Consider the following 14,312-nt stretch of genomic DNA (forward strand, 5'->3'; position numbering starts at 1 on the left):
ACCGCTACTCGGCGGCGTCCTCGAAGGGCGTGGTCCGGTCCGGGAGGAAGCCGCCCGACTGACGGGCCCAGAGCCCGGCATAGACACCGCCCCGGGCCACGAGCTGGGCGTGGGTCCCCTCCTCCACGATCCGCCCCGCCTCGATCACCACGAGGCGGTCCATGGCGGCGATGGTGGACAGGCGGTGGGCGATGGCGAGCACGGTCTTGCCCGCCATCAGCGAGTCCAGGGATTCCTGGATCGCCGCCTCCACCTGGCTGTCGAGGGCCGAGGTCGCCTCGTCGAGGATCAGGATCGGGGCGTCCTTCAGGAGCACCCGGGCGATGGCGATGCGCTGGCGCTGCCCGCCCGAGAGCTTCACCCCACGCTCGCCCACATGGGCGTCGAGGCCCCGCCGCCTCTTGTGGTCCACCAGATCGGCGATGAACCCGTCCGCGTGGGCGAGGCGGGCGGCGTGGCGCACCTCGTCGTCCGTGGCCTCGGGGCGGCCGTAGGCGATGTTGTCGCGGATCGAGCGATGCAGCAGGGACGTGTCCTGGCTCACCATCGCCACCGCCTCGCGCAGCGACGCCTGCGTGACCTGCGCGATGTCCTGCCCGTCGATCAGGATCCGGCCGCTCTCCACGTCGTAGAGGCGCAGCAGCAGGGCCGCGAGGGTCGACTTGCCGGCGCCGCTGACGCCCACCAGCCCGACCCGCTCCCCGGCCCGGATCGTCAGGGAAAAATCCTTGATGATCGAGGCGTCGCCGCGGCCGTAATGGAAGCCCACCTGCTCGTAGCGGATCTCACCGCCGGTGACGGCGAGGGTCCGCGCCTGAGGCGCGTCCACGAGCCCGTGGGACCGGCTGATCGTCTGCATGCTCTCCTGGATCACGCCGACATTCTCGAACACGCCGCGCACGGTCTGCATCACCCAGCCCGACATGGCGATGAGGCGCAGCACCAGGGCGAGCCCGGCCGACGCCTCGCCGGTGGACAGGCCGCCGCGCTGCCACAGGAGCAGGCAGGCCCAGGCCGTCGCCACCAGCAGGGCGCTGTTGAGCAGCCCGAGGAGGCTGGTCGTCAGCGTCACCAGCCGGAACTGGTACAGGTAGGTGTCGGTGTTGAGCTGCACCGCATCGCGCACGGCGGCGCGCTCCTCCCGGTCCCGGGCGAAGAGCTTGACGGTGAGGATGTTGGTGTAGCTGTCGACCACACGGCCGATCAAGGCCGAGCGCGTCTCGGCGGTGGCGTGGGAGCGCGCCCTCGCCCGGGGCACGAACCACGCCGTCAACCACGCATACCCCGCGATCCAGACGACGACCGGCAGGGCGAGCCAGGGCGAGATCGAGCCGAACAGGCCCAGGGCCGTCACGGCGTAGATCGCCACGTAGAGCAGCGTGTCGATGAACACGACCGCGAGTTCGCGCACCGCCGGGCCGACCTGCACGATGCGGTTGGACAGTCGACCGGCGAAGTCCCCCTGGAAGTACGAGAGCGAGTGGCCGAGGGTGTAGAGATGCGCCCGCCAGCGCACGAGGTTGGTGGTCTGCGGCACGACGAGTTGGTTCGAGAGCGCCTCGTGCGCCCAGATCGAGGCGGGCCGGATCACGGCCACGAGCACCAGGGCGAGGCCGATGCCCCAGGCATGGTCGGTGAGCACGGTGGTCCGGTCGGCGCTGCCGAGGAGGTCGATGAACCAGCGCAGGACGAGGTAGAGGGAGGCCTCCACCGTCCCGGCGATCACCGCGATGGCGAACAGCGCCAGGAGCGCCCCGCGGACGGGGCGGAGATAGAACCACGCGAACCCACCGACCGTCTTGGGCGGCATCCGCGTCTCATCGAACGGCGCGAAGGGGTCGATCCGGCGTTCGAGCCAATCGAGAAACATGCGGTACGGGTGCTCCGGCAGGGACCCATCATGTAAGGGTCCACCGCCGCGAGCCAAGCGACCGCGACGCTGCGGCCTTCCCCCGGCCGGGCGGCCCCGTCCCCTACCGGTTCAGGGCGAGCGACGCGCCGGACTTGGTGAGCGCCCCGTCGAGGCCCGCGCCGCCCTGGCGCAGACGGGCGGCGACGGTGCCGCCGGGCTGGTAGAGGTACACTTCCCCGTCCCGGTAGTCCCAGGCCGAGACCCGGCCGAGTTCCTTGTTCTGGCACCCGGCGGTGGAGGCCTTGTACAGGTCGAGGGAGGGCGAGCTCGACAGGGTGACCCTGCACGACGCCCCGGTGGCGTCACGGGCATCCCAGCCCCCGACCACGGCGGCCCGGCCGGTGGTGACGACCGGCGGCGGAGGGGGCGGGGGCGTGACCGGCTCGGCCACGACGGTCGGCGCCGGGGCGCTCGGGTTCAGGCCGGCGACCGGGCCGGGCGGGGGTGCGTCGGGGCTCGCCGTGGCCCCCGGCGGCGGGGCCAGCGGGGCGGCCGTGACGGTGCCGGAGGGAATCGCCGTGACCGGTGCCTCGTAGTCGGCGCGGGGCGAGGGGGCGCGGGTTCTCGGCCCCTCGAAACGGTCCGACGCGCAGGCGCCGAGGCCGGCGCTCAGGCAGAGAACGGCGATCGTCGAAGGGATCGGGCGCGGCATCGGTCCACTTGGCTCGGGCGGATTGGGCACGGGCGGGCGCCGGACGGCGCCCGGGTGCCTGCCTCTGCGGGAAATGCGCTCGCCACAAGGCGGGCTCCGCCCGGATCCCGGCTTCCTGCGCGGAAACCGGCCTTTTCACCCGGGTGTTGCCCCGGCGCCGCAGGCGCGCCGGGGGGCGACCCGACGCCGCCTCAGATCACGCGCTCGACCATCATCTTCTTGATCTCGGCGATGGCCTTCGCCGGGTTCAGGCTCTTCGGGCAGGTGTTGGCGCAGTTCATGATGGTGTGGCAGCGATAGAGCCGGAAAGGGTCGTGCAGGCTGTCGAGCCGCGCACCCGTGTTCTCGTCCCGGGAATCGATCAACCAGCGGTAGGCCTGGAGCAGGGCCGCCGGCCCTAAGAACTTCTCGCCGTTCCACCAGTAGCTCGGGCACGAGGTCGAGCAGCAGGCGCAGAGGATGCACTCGTAGAGGCCGTCGAGGCGGGCGCGGTCCTCCGGCGTCTGGCGCCACTCCTTCTCGGGGGACGGCGTGTCGGTCTGGAGCCAGGGCTCGATCGCCGCGTGCTGGGCGTAGAAGTTCGTCAGGTCGGGGACCAGATCCTTCAGCACCGGCATGTGCGGCAGCGGATAGATCCGGATGGCGCCGTCCTTGTCCTTGCGGGTGAGGATCGGCAGGGCGTTGTCGGGGCTCTTGCACTCGTCGATGCCCATGGTGCAGGCGAGCGCGTTCTGCCCTTCGATGTTCATGGCGCAGGAGCCGCAGATGCCCTCGCGGCAGGAGCGGCGGAACACCAGGGTCGAATCGACCTTGTTCTTGATCCACAGCAGGGCGTCGAGCACCATCGGCCCGCAATCGTCCCGGTCGACCAGGAACGTGTCGACGCGCGGGGTCTGCCCGTCATCCGGGTTCCAGCGGTAGATCCGGAAGGTCTGCAGGTTCTTCGCCCCCGCGGGCGCCGGCCAGGACTTGCCCGGCGTGATCTGCGAGTTCTTCGGAAGGTTGAACTGGGCCATGGGTTATGGTGTCCGGCAGTCTCGGTCAGATGGGAACGTGGGAATCGAGGGCACGCACGCGGACGCGTTCGTTCTCGACCGTGACGATCGCACCCGCGTCGAGCGGTTCGCGATGGTCCTTGAGCACGCGGTTCACGAGCGACACATGGCGTTCGAGCTCGATCCGTCCGCAGCGGATCTGGATCACGCTGGGTGCCTTCCGCGCCTGTCGCATCAGCGCGATGCCGAAGTCGAGATCGCGCGTCAAAACGATGGCGCCGTTCGCGCGAGCCCAGTCCATGATCGCCTCGTCGGGCGCGTCCTGCGGGCCGACGACACTCCAATGCACGGCGTCCGTGCCGCCACTCCGTAAGGCTTCGACCCAGGCGACCGACAGGTTCATGTCGATGACCAGTCTCATTCCGCGGCAGCCAGCGGGATATCCTTGAACCCGGCGAGGGAGGCGCCGAAGCGGAGGGCTTCGAGGACGTCGTCCCGCTCGAGATAAGGATACCCCGCGAGCAATTCGTCGATCGTCGTGCCGCCGCCGAGTTCGCCGAGGATCATCCCGACCGTCACGCGCAGGCCGCGGATGCACGGCTTGCCCGCCATGACGGCCGGATCCACCGAGATCCGTGGGAATCCCTGGAAGGTATGCATCACGACAGACCTCCTCTCGCCCTGGGCGACCGACGACCGGTCCTGAAGCGTCGCACGGGCCTGTATCCCGCCCGCGCGACGCGGCCTCGTTTTCAGTACACCCGCGCCTTCGGCTCGATGTACTGGATCTCGTTCGACATCGTGTAGGTGTGCACCGGGCGGTAATCGATCGTGACCCCGCCCCCTTCGCCGATCCAGGCCAGGGTGTGCTTCATCCACTCCTTGTCGTTGCGGTCCGCGAAGTCTTCGCGGGCGTGGGCACCGCGGGATTCGGTGCGGTTGGCGGCCGATTCCATCGTCACCACCGCCTGGCCGATCAGGTTGTCGAACTCCAGCGTCTCCAGCAGGTCGGTGTTCCACACGAGCGACCGGTCGGTGATCTTCACGTCGGCGGCGGCGTCCCACACCTTGTGGATCAGGCCCTTGCCCTCCTCCAGCACCTCGCCGGTGCGGAAGACGGCGCAGTTGTTCTGCATGGTCTTCTGCATCTCGGCGCGCAGCTCCGCCGTGGCGGTGCTGCCGTTGGCATAGCGGAAACGGTCGAGGCGCTCGAGGGCCTTGTCGGTGGCGCCCTTCGGCAGTTCCTGGGCGCGGCCGTTCGGCTCGACGATCTCGGCGCAGCGCTTGCCGGCCGCCCGGCCGAACACCACGAGGTCGATCAGCGAGTTGGAGCCGAGGCGGTTCGCCCCGTGGACCGAGACGCAGGCCGCCTCGCCGATGGCCATCAGGCCCGGCACCACCGTATCGGGGTTGCCGTTCTTCAGGGTCAGCACCTCGCCGTGATAGTTCGTGGGGATGCCGCCCATGTTGTAGTGCACGGTCGGGATGACCGGGATCGGCTCCTTGGTGACATCGACGCCCGCGAAGATCTTCGCGCTCTCCGAGATGCCGGGCAGACGCTCGTGCAGGATCTTGGGGTCGAGGTGGTCGAGGTGCAGGTAGATGTGGTCCTTGTTCTTGCCGACGCCGCGGCCGTCGCGGATCTCCATGGTCATGGAGCGCGAGACGACGTCGCGCGAGGCGAGGTCCTTCGCCGACGGGGCGTAGCGCTCCATGAAGCGCTCGCCCTCGGAGTTGGTGAGGTAGCCGCCCTCGCCACGCGACCCCTCGGTGATGAGGCAGCCCGCGCCGTAGATGCCGGTGGGGTGGAACTGCACGAACTCCATGTCCTGCAGGGGCAGGCCGGCGCGCAGCACCATGGCGTTGCCGTCGCCGGTGCAGGTGTGGGCCGAGGTGGCCGAGAAGTAGGCCCGGCCGTAGCCGCCGGTGGCCAGGATCGTCGTCTGGGCGCGGAAGCGGTGGATCTCGCCGGTGGCCTGATCGAGGGCGATGACGCCCCGGCAGCGCCCCTCCTCGTCCATGATGAGGTCGAGGGCGAAGTACTCGATGAAGAAGTCGGTCTTGTTCTTCACCGCCTGCCCGTAGAGGGTGTGCAGCATGGCGTGGCCGGTGCGGTCGGCCGCGGCGCAGGTGCGCTGGGCGGTGCCCTTGCCGTAATCGGTGGTCATGCCGCCGAAGGGCCGCTGGTAGATCTTGCCCTCCTCCGTACGGGAGAACGGCACGCCCCAGTGCTCCAGCTCGTAGACCGCCGCCGGGGCGTTGCGCACGAGGTACTCGATGGCGTCCTGGTCGCCGAGCCAGTCCGACCCCTTCACGGTGTCGTACATGTGCCAGCGCCAGTCGTCCGGCCCCATGTTGCCGAGGGAGGCCGAGATGCCGCCCTGTGCCGCCACCGTGTGGGAGCGGGTGGGGAACACCTTGGTGATGCAGGCGGTGCGCAGGCCCGCCTCTGAGCAGCCCACCGTGGCGCGCAAGCCCGCGCCCCCGGCGCCGACGATCACCACGTCGAAGGCGTGGTCATGGATGGTGTAGGCGGGTGCGCCGCCGTTCGTTCCGTTCACGGCCATGGTCGGCTCCGGGGCTATCGGGTCAGACGGGGGGCTGGCCGAAGCCCACGCGCAGGATCGCGTACAGGCAGGCCACGGCCACCACGACCGCATAGAAATTGTTGGCGAAGACGGCCGCGATCTTCGTCGCGGGCGCGTGGACGTAATCCTCGATGACGACCTGCATCCCGAGACGCATGTGGATGGTCACGGACAGGACCGCCAGGATCAGAACGAGGGAGACGAAGGGGCTGCCCACGAGGCGGATCGCCTCAGGATAGGGGCGGCCCGCCATCCGGGCGATGATCACCACGAAGGCCAGCATCAGCACCACGTTGGCGACGGCGGTGAGCCGCTGCAGCCACCAGTGGCCGGCGCCGTGATGGGAGACGCCGAGGCCCCGGATCCGCGCCCGGGGGGTGCGGATCGAGACGGCGGGGTTCTGGCGGATCGCTTCCTTGGCCATGTCCGTACCTCTCAGCGGGCCAGCAGGCCGACGGCCCAGACGACCACGGTCAGCACCGTGGAGCCGATCAGCGTGCCGCGGGCGAGGCCGAGGCGCTGCGTCCTGTCGAAGCCGATCCCCGCATCCCACACGAAGTGCCGGATGCCGCCGAGCATGTGGTGCAGCAGGATCCAGGTGTAGACGAACAGGATCAGCCGCCCGAAGACCGAGCCGAAGAACCCGGCCACCCACCCGTAGGCCGCCGGGCCGGAGGCGAGGGCCACGAGCCAGATCGCCACCAGGGCGGTGCCGCCGTAGAGCGCGGTGCCGGTGATACGGTGGAACACCGACATCGCCATCGTCCAGGTCCAGCGATAGATCTGGAGGTGCGGCGAGAGGGGCTGGGCCACTGTCGGGCGGGCTGTTGGAGCCATCGGCGGGGGAACCTCGCGGTTGCGAACTGGACCGTCTCTAATGTGGTACCGCTAGTGTCTGGGCGGGCAAGCCGCAAGGCACGATGGTGCGGCGCAATGCACCGAAGCCTCTGACAGAACGACACTTCTGTCATTCGAGCCACCCGAGCAGACGCCACCAGCCGTAGTCGAGGGGCGCCGCCACCAGGAGCGAGACGACACCGAAGGGCACCGTCAGGCGGGCGACCCGCCGCAGGGGCACGCGGCCGAGCTCGCTCGCGAAGACGATGGGCGGGGCCTGATACGGAAAGAACAGGGTCGAGTAGCCGATCACCTGGAGGGAGACGACCGCCAGAGCGGAGAGGCCGCTCGCCCGGGCCATCTCCGGGGCGAGGGCCGTGTAGAGCGCGGGCGCCCCGTTGGCGGTGACGAGGAGGGCCGCCGCCGTGCTGATGCCGGTCAGCACGGCGAAGTTCTGGGCGTCGGCGCCCGGTGTGAGCGGCGCCACCGCCAACAACGCATGGCCGAGGCGCTCCCCGAGCCCGGTGGCGTTGACCAGGGCGACGAGGCCGAGCAGGGCCGCGATGTAGAAGCAGGTCCGCAGGCTCACCTGCCCGAAGGCGTCCGCCGGCATCACCCCGATTCCCGGCAGGAGGCACAGGACGGCCGCGGCGAGGCCGACCCAGGCCGGCGGCAGACCGTGCAGGCTGTCGGTCATCCACAGGGCAAGGGTGCCGACGAGGATCGCCGCCAGCCGGAACTCGGCCCCCGAGAGGGGCGGCGGCGGGGCGCGGTCCGCAGGCGCGGCCGTCAGCCGATCCGGGAACAGGCGCACGATCAGGGCCACGAGCATGATGCCCTTGGCGAAGGCCAGCACGGGTGCGTGCAGCACGAAATACGAGAGGTAGGACAGGTGGATGCCGAGCAGCCGCTCGGCCGAGCCGGCCATCACGAGGTTCGGCACGTTGGCCGGCAGGATCGCCGCGGACAGGATCGGCGTCGCCACCCCCACGGCCAGCACCGCGCCGTCCCGCCCCGGCCGCCCGGCCCCGAGACCGAACCCGTCGCAGAGGGCGAGCGTCACCGGGATCATCAGGGCGATGCGCCCGAGATTGGAGGGCATCACCAGGGCGAGGAGGAAGCTCAGGACGACGAGCCCGGCGATGAAGCGCGTGTAGGACCCGGAGAGCCGCAGGGCGAGCACCCGAGCCATCCGCGCCCCGAGGCCGGTGCGCGTCATCCCCTGGCCGACGATCATCCCCGACAGGACCAGCCAGAACGCCTGCGACCCGAAGCCGGAGAAGACGGTCTCCGCCGGGGCGAGCTTGAACAGCATCGCCAGCGCGAAGAAGGCCAGCACGGTGACGATCTCGGGCAGCAGCGCACTGGCCCAGAGCCCCATGCAAAGCACGAGGAGCAGCGCCGTCCCTACGATCGCTCCCTGCCCGCCCAACCCGACGCCCCCCGGTCTCTCCCGACCTCGGACGTCGTCCAGTTCAGAACGCTTCGCAATACGGCGCTCGTGGATGGAGCCTTCGCCGGCCGCGAAGGCTCTCGCCACAGGGCGGGAGGGTCAGCACCTCGCCGGCCCCGGCCGGTGCGAAGGGGGGGCTCCGTTGGGGGTGGATGAGACCCGAGCCGCGCGACACGCCCCGGCATCGACCCGCGCCGCCATGGCGAGGGGCGCGAAGCGGTCCGGGCCGGGAGGACGGGCCCGGAAGGGCGCCGCCCCGGCGGGCTCCGCTTGCGACCCGGGATGCCGGTGCTACCGGAACGGCGGCTCGTCGAAGCTCCGCAGCTTGCGGGAATGAAGCCCCGCCCGGTCGGCGCGCAGCACGTCCAGGGCGGCGAGGCCCACCTTCAGGTGCTCCGAGACCGCCCGGTCATAGAAGACGTTGGCCGCGCCGGGCAGCTTGATCTCCCCGTGCAGCGGCTTGTCCGACACGCAGAGCAGGGCGCCGTAGGGCACCCGCAGGCGGTAGCCCTGGGCGGCCACCGTGCCGCTCTCCATGTCGACGGCGATGGCGCGGGACTGGTTGATCCGCCGCCGCTCCTGGGTGAAGCGCAACTCCCAGTTTCGGTCGTCGTAGGTGACGACGGTCCCGGTGCGCAGGCGCTGCTTGAGGGCGTCGTCGCGCTCCCCGGTCACCTGCGCGGCGGCCGATTGCAGGGCGAGCTGCACCTCGGCCAGGGCCGGCACCGGCACATCCGGGGGGACCAGCTCGTCGAGGATGCGGTCGCGCCGGAAATAGGCGTGGGCCAGCACGTAGTCGCCGATGGTCTGCGACTGCCGCAGGCCGCCGCAATGGCCGACCATCAGCCAGCAATCCGGGCGCAGCACGGCGAGGTGGTCGGTGATCGTCTTGGCGTTGGAGGGGCCGACGCCGATGTTGACCAACGTCGTGCCCTGCAGGCTCCCGTCGGCCACGCGGGCGACGAGGTGGTAGGCCGGCATCTGGTGCCGGTGCCAGGGCGAGGCCGCCAGCACCGCCGCAGGGTCGGCGCCCGCCGCCTCCTCCCGCCGCACCACGACGCCGCCGGGCAGGACGAGCCGCTCGAACCCCTCCTCCCCCGAGGCCAGGCGTTCGAGGCCGTGGCGGACGAACTGATCGACGTAGCGGTGGTAGTTCGTCAGCAGGATCCAGGGCTGGACCTCGCGCCAGTCGCAGCCCGTGTAGTGGACGAGGCGGCGGAGCGAATAATCGACCCGCACCCCGTCGAACAGGGCGAGCGGCCGCGGCTCGCCCTCGATCATGTCGAAGGTGCCGTCGGCGATCTCGTCGCCCACGACGGAGAGGAGCGGCACCGGGAAGTAGGTGGCGAGTTCGGCCGCCTCCACCGCCCGGGCGCCGGGATCGAGCCCGGCCTCCAGCACGTAGGGATAGGGGATCTCCTGCGCGCTGAGGCCGACTTCGAGGGCGACGCCGTAATCGGCCACGAGGGGTTCGAGCTGGCGCAACAGGTAGTCCCGGAAGAAGGCCGGGTGGGTGACCGTCGTGGCGTAGGTGCCCCCCGCCTGCAGCTTGGCCGTGGCCCGGCGCAGGCGCGGCAGGGGTCCCTCCGGACGGTAGGTCACCCGCAGCTCGGGGTAGCGGAAGGCCAGACGCTCCGAGGCGTCCGGGGGCGGCCCGCCGCCGAGGTAGCGTTCGAGGGCGTCCCGCAGGGCGGTGGTCGCCCCCTCGTACAGGGCGATCAGTTCGGCCACCGCCCCGGCGGCATCCTGCACGGCCCGCATCGGCCGCAATTCGCGTTCGATCATCTGTCCTCCGGCCCCCGGGATTACACCGGAGGCGCGGCGGGCGCGAGACGGGCCTTGCGGAGAAGCGCCGCCTGACCGACACCGCGACGGGGGATGGGAGACGCGCGATGGACGCCGGGGATTTCGGGGTGCGCCCCGGCGAGGTGATGGCGGACCTGCCGGAGGGGTTCGATGCCGGCCTCCACTTCATCGGCCGCCTGCGCACCCCCTGGACCGAGCGCGCGGCCTGCCCGAAGAACGGCCTGCAGTCCGATGCGGTCTGCACCGTCGAGGTCGATCCGGCCTACGCCCCCGGCCTCGCCAGCGTCACCGGCTGCACCCACCTGATCCTGCTCTACTGGATGGACCGGGCGACGCGGGGCCTCCTCGTGCAGCAGCCGCGCCATGCGGATGGGCCGCGCGGCACCTTCTCCCTGCGCTCCCCCGCCCGGCCGAACCCCATCGCCCTGTCGGTGGTGGAGTTGATCGGCTGCGAGGGGGACGCGCTGCGCGTGCGCGGCCTCGATTGCCTCGACGGCACGCCCCTCCTCGACATCAAACCCTATTACGCCTCGACGGATTCCCGGCCCGGCGCGCGGGTGGACCGGGCGGGGGCCACCCGATGAGGCGGTGGATCGCCCCGGCCGTGGCGGCGCTGCTGATGCTCGGCGCCGGGGGCGTCCTCGGCTGGAACCTGCGCAAGCCCGCCGCAGACGCCCGCGCCTATGCCGGGATGCGCCTCGTCGCGGTCCAGGTGGCCCTGGACGAGGCGCCGGCCGCCTACATCTTCCTCGCGGGGGATTCGCAATCGGAGTTGCAGCCCGCCGACCAGCGGCCCTGCGGCCTGCCCCTCGTCAACGGCGGCGTCAGCGGCGCCACGGCCGCCGCCTATGCGGAGCACTTGTCCCGGCTCGCCTTCCCGGTCCACCCGCAGGCGGCCTCGCTCACCATCGGCACCAACGACATCCTGCTGAAGAACCGCCCCCGCGGGGTCGATGCGGCGGCGCGCTTCGAGGCGGCGGCGGAGCGCATCGTGCGCGGTCTCCAGGGGGTGACGGGCCGCGTCGTCGTCACCGCCCTGCCCCCGGTGGGGCGGGAGATCGCCGCCCTGGTCGATGCCGGGGCGGTCGGGGACTACTCGGATCGGCTGAAGGCCCTCTGCGGCCGGCTCGGCTGCGCCTTCACCGACCCCTATGCCGACCTGCGCGACGGCGACACCGGCTTCGCCAAGCCGGGCGCCCTGCGGGACGGGCTCCACCTCGCGCGGTTCCGGCCGGCGATGCAGGCCCTGACGCCGGCCCTCTGCGGAGGGTAGGCGGACCGGCCGTTCAGGATCCCGGCCCGGCCCCGCCGGGGGTCACTCCCACTCGATGGTGCCGGGCGGCTTCGAGGTGATGTCGTAGGTCACCCGGTTGATGCCCTTGACCTCGTTGATGATCCGCGTCGCCACCCGGCCGAGGAAGGCCATGTCGAAGGGGTAGAAGTCGGCGGTCATGCCGTCCACCGAGGTGACGGCGCGCAGGGCGCAGACGTGGTCGTAGGTGCGGCCGTCGCCCATCACGCCCACGGTCTTCACCGGCAGGATCACCGCGAAGGCCTGCCAGATCGTGTCGTACAGGCCCGCCTGCCGGATCTCGTCGAGGTAGATCGCGTCGGCCTTGCGCAGGGCGTCGAGCTTCTCTCCGGTGATCGTGCCCGGGCAGCGGATCGCCAGCCCCGGCCCCGGGAACGGGTGGCGGCCGACGAAACCCTCCGGCAGGCCGAGCTCCTTGCCGAGCACCCGGACCTCGTCCTTGAACAGCTCGCGCAGCGGCTCCACGAGCTTCATGTTCATGCGCTCGGGGAGGCCGCCGACGTTGTGGTGGCTCTTGATCGTCACCGAGGGGCCGCCGGTGAAGGACACGCTCTCGATCACGTCCGGATAGAGCGTGCCCTGCGCCAGGAACGCCGCCCCGCCGATCTTGCGCGATTCCGCCTCGAACACGTCGATGAACAGGCGGCCGATCGTCTTGCGCTTGACCTCCGGGTCCGAGACCCCCTCCAGCGCCGAGAGGAACATCCCGCTGGCTTCCACGTGGACCAGCGGGATGTTGTAGTGGTCCCGGAACAGGGCCACGACCTGCTCGGCCTCGCCGAGGCGCAGGAGCCCGTGGTCCACGAACACGCAGGTCAGCTGGTCGCCGATGGCCTCGTGGATCAGCACCGCCGCCACCGCCGAATCGACGCCGCCGGACAGGCCGCAGATCACCTTCTCGGTGCCGACCTGCTCGCGGATCTTGGCGATCGCCTCCTCGCGGTAGGCGCCCATGGTCCAGTCGCCGGAGCAGCCGGCGATGTCGCGGACGAAGTTTCGGATCAGCAGGGCGCCGTGGGGGGTGTGCGCCACCTCCGGGTGGAACTGCACCGCGTAGTAGTTCCGCGCCTCGTCCGCCACGGCGGCGAAGGGGGCGTTGCGGGAGATCGCCACGGTGGTGAACCCGTCGGGGAGCTTCGTCACCCGGTCGCCGTGGCTCATCCAGACCGGGTAGGTCTCGCCCTTGTGCCAGACGCCCTTGAACAGCGGGCAATCGGCCAGGATCTCGACCTCGGCCCGGCCGAATTCGGCGTGGTGCCCCCCTTCGACGGCGCCGCCGAGCTGGGCCGCCATCGTCTGCTGGCCGTAGCAGATGCCGAAGACCGGCACGCCGGACTCGAACACCGCCTGCGGCGCCCGGGGCGAAGCCGCGACGGTCACCGATTCGGGGCCGCCGGAGAGGATCACGCCCTTCGGCCGCTGCTCGCGGAACGCGGCCTCGGCCTTGGTGAAGGGCACGATCTCGCAATAGACGCCCTCCTCCCGCACCCGGCGGGCGATGAGCTGCGTCACCTGAGAGCCGAAGTCGACGATCAGGATCTTGTCGTGGTCGGTATTCATCGGGCGCTTTGTGAACGAGGCGCGCCGGGCACGCAACGCGCGTGCCCGGATGGTCTGGTGACCTTCCCACGCATTGTCGCCCGCCGGGCCGCCTCCTCAGTCGAAGTTGCGGATCTTGGCCGAGCCGCCGAGGCTGATGGCGGGCTTGGCCGGCGCGCCGGCGAGGCTCACCTTCTTCTGACCCGGCAGGGGCTTGTGCTTGGTGAGCGCCGCCGTCGGGTCCGGGGCCGGGCGGGACGGCTTCAGATGGGCCTGCCCGTGGATCACGCCGCCGATCTCGCCGGCCACGCGGATCAGGTCCTCGCGGTCGCAGGCCCGGGCCACCTTCAGGCCGAGCTGGTGCATGTGGCTCTTGCCGTAGAGGTAGGCGGCGAGCTGGGCCCGCTTGATCGCCGGGATCTGCTCCAGGATCATGGGCAGATCGTACTCGTCGGCGCGGTAGACGGCGCCGAGGGTCTCCAGGGTCACGGGGCAGTCGATCTCGGGTTCGGCGCCGCTGGTCGGGTGCGATTGCGTCATGGTCGCCTCTCGGGGATCGATGGGTCGGGGGTCGCGTCGGATGCCTTAGGGGACCGGTCGGTTTCAAGCCCCCGGCCGGCAGGAATTTCGGAAAGGGCCGCCGTGGCGACGGGCCGCATGGGTTCCGGCGCCCAGGGCGCGAGGCATCCGGTGCAGACCGTTTCGATGATCGTGCGGGCCCTGGCGTTGCTCCGCTCGAACGCCGCCATGCGGGCGGCGAGCGGCGCACCGCCCCCGCCGAGGCCCGCGGCGTCGGGTTGCGGACGGATGCGCAGGAACAGCACCTCCTGTGCCTCGGCCGCACGGCCCGGCACGGGCAGCGCCGTCAGGGCGAGCACCGTCGCCACGATACCCCGGCGGACATGCGAATGTCCCACGCCCGCCCTCCCCCATCCGGATGCCGAAGCCGCATGGGTGGGGCGACAGGGTAAACGCTTCGTTAAATCGCCCTCCACCCTGGCGTTAACGTTTCGTTAACCATGGCGGCCCAGCCTGTCCCATTCCGTTCGGAGGTGTCGCCATGACGATCCTGAACAGCGCCCTGCCCGGCCTCGTCGTCGGCGCCCTGGGCGCGTCGCTCGCCGCCCTCCTCGCCGCCGCCCTGCTCGCCGCGCGCCGGACCCCGCAGCCGCGGACGGTGAAGGTGCCCGCCCGCCGCCGGTAGGGGCCGGATCGGCC

The 14,312-nt window shown here is 71.1% G+C and carries 16 protein-coding genes; 3 read left to right on the forward strand and 13 right to left on the reverse strand.

Annotation, left to right across the window (positions count from 1 at the left end; genetic code table 11):
* Window positions 1-4: 4 nt before the first annotated feature.
* The 10 genes from MKK53_RS10885 to MKK53_RS10930 all read right to left on the reverse strand — a co-directional run bounded on the left by MKK53_RS10885 (window position 5) and on the right by MKK53_RS10930 (window position 10,222).
* Window positions 5-1,870, reverse strand: a complete 1,866-nt coding sequence (locus tag MKK53_RS10885) for an ABC transporter ATP-binding protein (protein WP_243928710.1) — start codon at window positions 1,868-1,870, stop codon at window positions 5-7.
* Window positions 1,871-1,973: 103 nt separating this feature from the next.
* Window positions 1,974-2,564, reverse strand: coding sequence for an AprI/Inh family metalloprotease inhibitor (locus tag MKK53_RS10890; protein WP_243928711.1), 591 nt, complete (start codon window positions 2,562-2,564; stop codon window positions 1,974-1,976).
* Between the two features lie 191 nt (window positions 2,565-2,755).
* Entirely contained in the window at window positions 2,756-3,580 is an 825-nt protein-coding gene (locus MKK53_RS10895) for a succinate dehydrogenase iron-sulfur subunit (RefSeq protein ID WP_243928712.1), read from the reverse strand.
* A gap of 25 nt (window positions 3,581-3,605) precedes the next feature.
* Window positions 3,606-3,980, reverse strand: coding sequence for a DUF5615 family PIN-like protein (locus MKK53_RS10900; RefSeq protein WP_243928713.1), 375 nt, complete (start codon window positions 3,978-3,980; stop codon window positions 3,606-3,608).
* Window positions 3,977-4,219, reverse strand: a complete 243-nt coding sequence (locus tag MKK53_RS10905) for a DUF433 domain-containing protein (RefSeq protein ID WP_243928714.1) — start codon at window positions 4,217-4,219, stop codon at window positions 3,977-3,979. The genes MKK53_RS10900 and MKK53_RS10905 overlap by 4 nt, the downstream gene beginning before the upstream one ends.
* Window positions 4,220-4,311: 92 nt before the next feature.
* Window positions 4,312-6,126, reverse strand: a complete 1,815-nt coding sequence (gene sdhA, locus MKK53_RS10910; RefSeq protein ID WP_243928715.1) for a succinate dehydrogenase flavoprotein subunit — start codon at window positions 6,124-6,126, stop codon at window positions 4,312-4,314.
* Window positions 6,127-6,148: 22 nt separating this feature from the next.
* A complete protein-coding gene (gene sdhD, locus MKK53_RS10915; protein ID WP_243928716.1) occupies window positions 6,149-6,571 on the reverse strand; it encodes a succinate dehydrogenase, hydrophobic membrane anchor protein in 423 nt (140 codons plus the stop codon).
* 11 nt (window positions 6,572-6,582) lie between these two features.
* A complete protein-coding gene (gene sdhC / locus MKK53_RS10920) occupies window positions 6,583-6,984 on the reverse strand; it encodes a succinate dehydrogenase, cytochrome b556 subunit (protein ID WP_243928717.1) in 402 nt (133 codons plus the stop codon).
* Window positions 6,985-7,114: 130 nt separating this feature from the next.
* On the reverse strand, window positions 7,115-8,365 hold the full coding sequence (locus MKK53_RS10925) for an SLC13 family permease (RefSeq protein ID WP_243928718.1): 1,251 nt from the start codon (window positions 8,363-8,365) through the stop codon (window positions 7,115-7,117).
* Window positions 8,366-8,728: 363 nt separating this feature from the next.
* A complete protein-coding gene (locus MKK53_RS10930; RefSeq protein WP_243928719.1) occupies window positions 8,729-10,222 on the reverse strand; it encodes an AMP nucleosidase in 1,494 nt (497 codons plus the stop codon).
* 107 nt (window positions 10,223-10,329) lie between these two features.
* On the opposite strand from MKK53_RS10930, the gene tsaA reads away from it, so the two are divergent.
* A complete protein-coding gene (gene tsaA / locus MKK53_RS10935) occupies window positions 10,330-10,827 on the forward strand; it encodes a tRNA (N6-threonylcarbamoyladenosine(37)-N6)-methyltransferase TrmO (protein WP_243928720.1) in 498 nt (165 codons plus the stop codon).
* A complete protein-coding gene (locus MKK53_RS10940; protein WP_243928721.1) occupies window positions 10,824-11,516 on the forward strand; it encodes an SGNH/GDSL hydrolase family protein in 693 nt (230 codons plus the stop codon). The genes tsaA and MKK53_RS10940 overlap by 4 nt, the downstream gene beginning before the upstream one ends.
* A 42-nt stretch (window positions 11,517-11,558) precedes the next feature.
* On the opposite strand, the gene guaA is transcribed toward MKK53_RS10940, so the two are convergent.
* The 3 genes from guaA to MKK53_RS10955 form a co-directional block, all read right to left on the reverse strand.
* Window positions 11,559-13,115: a glutamine-hydrolyzing GMP synthase gene (guaA, locus tag MKK53_RS10945; RefSeq protein WP_243928722.1), complete on the reverse strand. Its 1,557-nt coding sequence runs from the start codon at window positions 13,113-13,115 to the stop codon at window positions 11,559-11,561.
* 96 nt (window positions 13,116-13,211) lie between these two features.
* Window positions 13,212-13,634 carry a hypothetical protein gene (locus tag MKK53_RS10950; protein WP_243928723.1) on the reverse strand — a complete coding sequence of 141 codons (423 nt, stop codon included), beginning with the start codon at window positions 13,632-13,634 and terminating at the stop codon, window positions 13,212-13,214.
* Entirely contained in the window at window positions 13,631-14,011 is a 381-nt protein-coding gene (locus tag MKK53_RS10955) for a hypothetical protein (RefSeq protein ID WP_243928724.1), read from the reverse strand. Before MKK53_RS10955 ends, MKK53_RS10950 begins: the two co-directional genes overlap by 4 nt.
* Window positions 14,012-14,154: 143 nt before the next feature.
* On the opposite strand from MKK53_RS10955, the gene MKK53_RS10960 reads away from it, so the two are divergent.
* On the forward strand, window positions 14,155-14,298 hold the full coding sequence (locus MKK53_RS10960; protein ID WP_243928725.1) for a hypothetical protein: 144 nt from the start codon (window positions 14,155-14,157) through the stop codon (window positions 14,296-14,298).
* Window positions 14,299-14,312 lie beyond the last annotated feature (14 nt).

The organism is Methylobacterium sp. J-076 (assembly GCF_022829405.1).
Lineage (GTDB): Bacteria > Pseudomonadota > Alphaproteobacteria > Rhizobiales > Beijerinckiaceae > Methylobacterium.

Coding starts and splice junctions, on each gene's coding strand:
- MKK53_RS10950 (WP_243928723.1), bottom strand. CDS start 13,634: ATGACGCAATCGCACCCGACCAGCGGCGCCGAACCCGAGATCGACTGC.
- sdhA (WP_243928715.1), bottom strand. CDS start 6,126: ATGGCCGTGAACGGAACGAACGGCGGCGCACCCGCCTACACCATCCAT.
- tsaA (WP_243928720.1), top strand. CDS start 10,330: ATGGACGCCGGGGATTTCGGGGTGCGCCCCGGCGAGGTGATGGCGGAC.
- MKK53_RS10900 (WP_243928713.1), bottom strand. CDS start 3,980: ATGAGACTGGTCATCGACATGAACCTGTCGGTCGCCTGGGTCGAAGCC.
- MKK53_RS10890 (WP_243928711.1), bottom strand. CDS start 2,564: ATGCCGCGCCCGATCCCTTCGACGATCGCCGTTCTCTGCCTGAGCGCC.
- MKK53_RS10960 (WP_243928725.1), top strand. CDS start 14,155: ATGACGATCCTGAACAGCGCCCTGCCCGGCCTCGTCGTCGGCGCCCTG.
- MKK53_RS10930 (WP_243928719.1), bottom strand. CDS start 10,222: ATGATCGAACGCGAATTGCGGCCGATGCGGGCCGTGCAGGATGCCGCC.
- MKK53_RS10940 (WP_243928721.1), top strand. CDS start 10,824: ATGAGGCGGTGGATCGCCCCGGCCGTGGCGGCGCTGCTGATGCTCGGC.
- MKK53_RS10925 (WP_243928718.1), bottom strand. CDS start 8,365: ATGGGGCTCTGGGCCAGTGCGCTGCTGCCCGAGATCGTCACCGTGCTG.
- MKK53_RS10895 (WP_243928712.1), bottom strand. CDS start 3,580: ATGGCCCAGTTCAACCTTCCGAAGAACTCGCAGATCACGCCGGGCAAG.
- sdhC (WP_243928717.1), bottom strand. CDS start 6,984: ATGGCTCCAACAGCCCGCCCGACAGTGGCCCAGCCCCTCTCGCCGCAC.
- sdhD (WP_243928716.1), bottom strand. CDS start 6,571: ATGGCCAAGGAAGCGATCCGCCAGAACCCCGCCGTCTCGATCCGCACC.
- MKK53_RS10885 (WP_243928710.1), bottom strand. CDS start 1,870: ATGTTTCTCGATTGGCTCGAACGCCGGATCGACCCCTTCGCGCCGTTC.
- MKK53_RS10905 (WP_243928714.1), bottom strand. CDS start 4,219: ATGCATACCTTCCAGGGATTCCCACGGATCTCGGTGGATCCGGCCGTC.
- guaA (WP_243928722.1), bottom strand. CDS start 13,115: ATGAATACCGACCACGACAAGATCCTGATCGTCGACTTCGGCTCTCAG.